Raw genomic sequence first — 1,718 nt, 5'->3', positions numbered from 1 at the left:
GGTATTTTTACTGCTTCGGCTGCGGGGCCACCGGCGATGTAATCGACCTTGTGGCGAGGTTATTTGACCTGAGCAGTTACGAAGCAGCGCAGAAGCTGGCACAGGATTTTGGGATTGGTCCGGACAAGCCGCCTGCGGCAGCTGCCCTGCCCAAACCGGAGCGTCTCCTGCTGAAAGCATACCGGCAGGAAGAAGTGCGCTGTCTGCGGGTGCTGTGTGATTATCTGCATCTTCTGGAAAGCTGGAAGGTGCAGTACGCACCCAAGACACCGGAAGATGTTCTGGATGACCGGTTTGTGGAAGCCTGCCAGATGCTGGACTATGTGGAGTATCTGGCGGATTTGCTCATTGCCGCCGAACTGGAACAGCGGGTGAAAATCGTGGAAATGCTGAACAAGGATGGCCTGATTGCCGGTTTGGAGGAACGGCTGGACAGGCTGAAAAAGGAGGACGGTGCCTATGAAAAACAAAACGCAGCTTGACGGGATGCCCGTCTGGTTCGATGGCAAAAGCATCAACGAAGCCCTGTTTTGTGAGGAGTTCTTGCAGACGCACAAGATCATCTTCACAAACGGGGCTTTTTTCACGCCCGAAGGCCGTGTGACCGATGAGTTGCCCCTGCGTGGAGAGATTTTTGAGGAGTTGAAATGCTGTGCGGTCAGCAACATTCCCCGCAAAATCAGCAACATTGTGGAGCTGATGAAACTGGCGGCGCTGGTGGAGGATTTTCCCCCGGAGCCAGACCGGATTCATCTTTCCAACGGGACGCTTTTTCTGGATGGAACCTTTGCGGAGGGAAAGCCGAAAATCGTCCGCAACCGCTTCCCTGTGGCCTACAACCCCAATGCCCCGAAACCTGTTCTCTGGCTGCAATTTCTGGATGGCCTGCTCTACCCGGAGGACATCCCAACCTTGCAGGAATATATCGGCTACTGCCTGATTCCCAGCAACAAGGGACAGCGGATGATGGTCATAAAAGGTAACGGCGGCGAGGGAAAGTCGCAGATCGGCGCTGTGCTGGGGACTTTGTTCGGCTCCAACATGAAGGACGGCAGCATCGGGAAAATATCCGAAAACCGGTTTGCCCGTGCGGATTTGGAGCATATCCTCCTGTGCGTGGATGACGATATGCGAATGGAGGCCCTGCGCCAGACCAACTATGTGAAATCCATCGTCACTGCCCAGGGCAAGATGGATTTGGAGCGCAAGGGCAAGCAGAGCTATCAGGGATGGATGTGCGCCCGGCTGCTGGCCTTCTCCAACGGAGATTTGCAGGCGCTGTTTGACCGGAGCGACGGATTTTATCGCCGCCAGCTGGTGCTGACCACGAAAGAAAAACCGGCTGGTCGTGTGGATGATCCTGACCTTGCCGAGAAGATGAAAGCCGAGGTGGAGGGTATTCTGCTGTGGGCTTTTGAAGGATTGCAGCGGCTGGCCGCCAACAACTTCAAATTCACCGAAAGTGACCGCACCAGAGAAAACCGGGAGGCAGTCAAACGGGACAACAACAATGTCTATGATTTTCTGGATTCTGACGGATATGTTCGCCTGAAAGCCGATCTGTCCGCCAGTTCCAAAGAACTGTATGAGGCATACCAGATTTACTGCACCGAAAACAACCTGCCTGCCCTGAAGCCCCGCAGCTTCAGCGAAGCCCTGATTGCCTGCCAGAGCCGCTACAATCTGGAATACTGCAACAATGTGACCAACGCAGCCGG

2 protein-coding genes are annotated in these 1,718 nt (G+C 54.8%); both read left to right on the top strand.

The features are described from left to right. The coding region (locus tag H7U37_RS14765; protein WP_204876898.1) for a CHC2 zinc finger domain-containing protein at positions 1–482 on the top strand (482 nt) is incomplete at its 5' end. Then, the coding region (locus tag H7U37_RS14760) for a DNA primase family protein (protein WP_204876896.1) at positions 460–1,718 on the top strand (1,259 nt) is incomplete at its 3' end. The genes H7U37_RS14765 and H7U37_RS14760, both read left to right, overlap by 23 nt.

The sequence above is a fragment of the Pseudoflavonifractor phocaeensis genome (genome assembly GCF_016901735.1).
Lineage (GTDB): Bacteria > Bacillota > Clostridia > Oscillospirales > Oscillospiraceae > Pseudoflavonifractor_A.
This window is presented reverse-complemented; position numbering and strand designations above follow the sequence as displayed.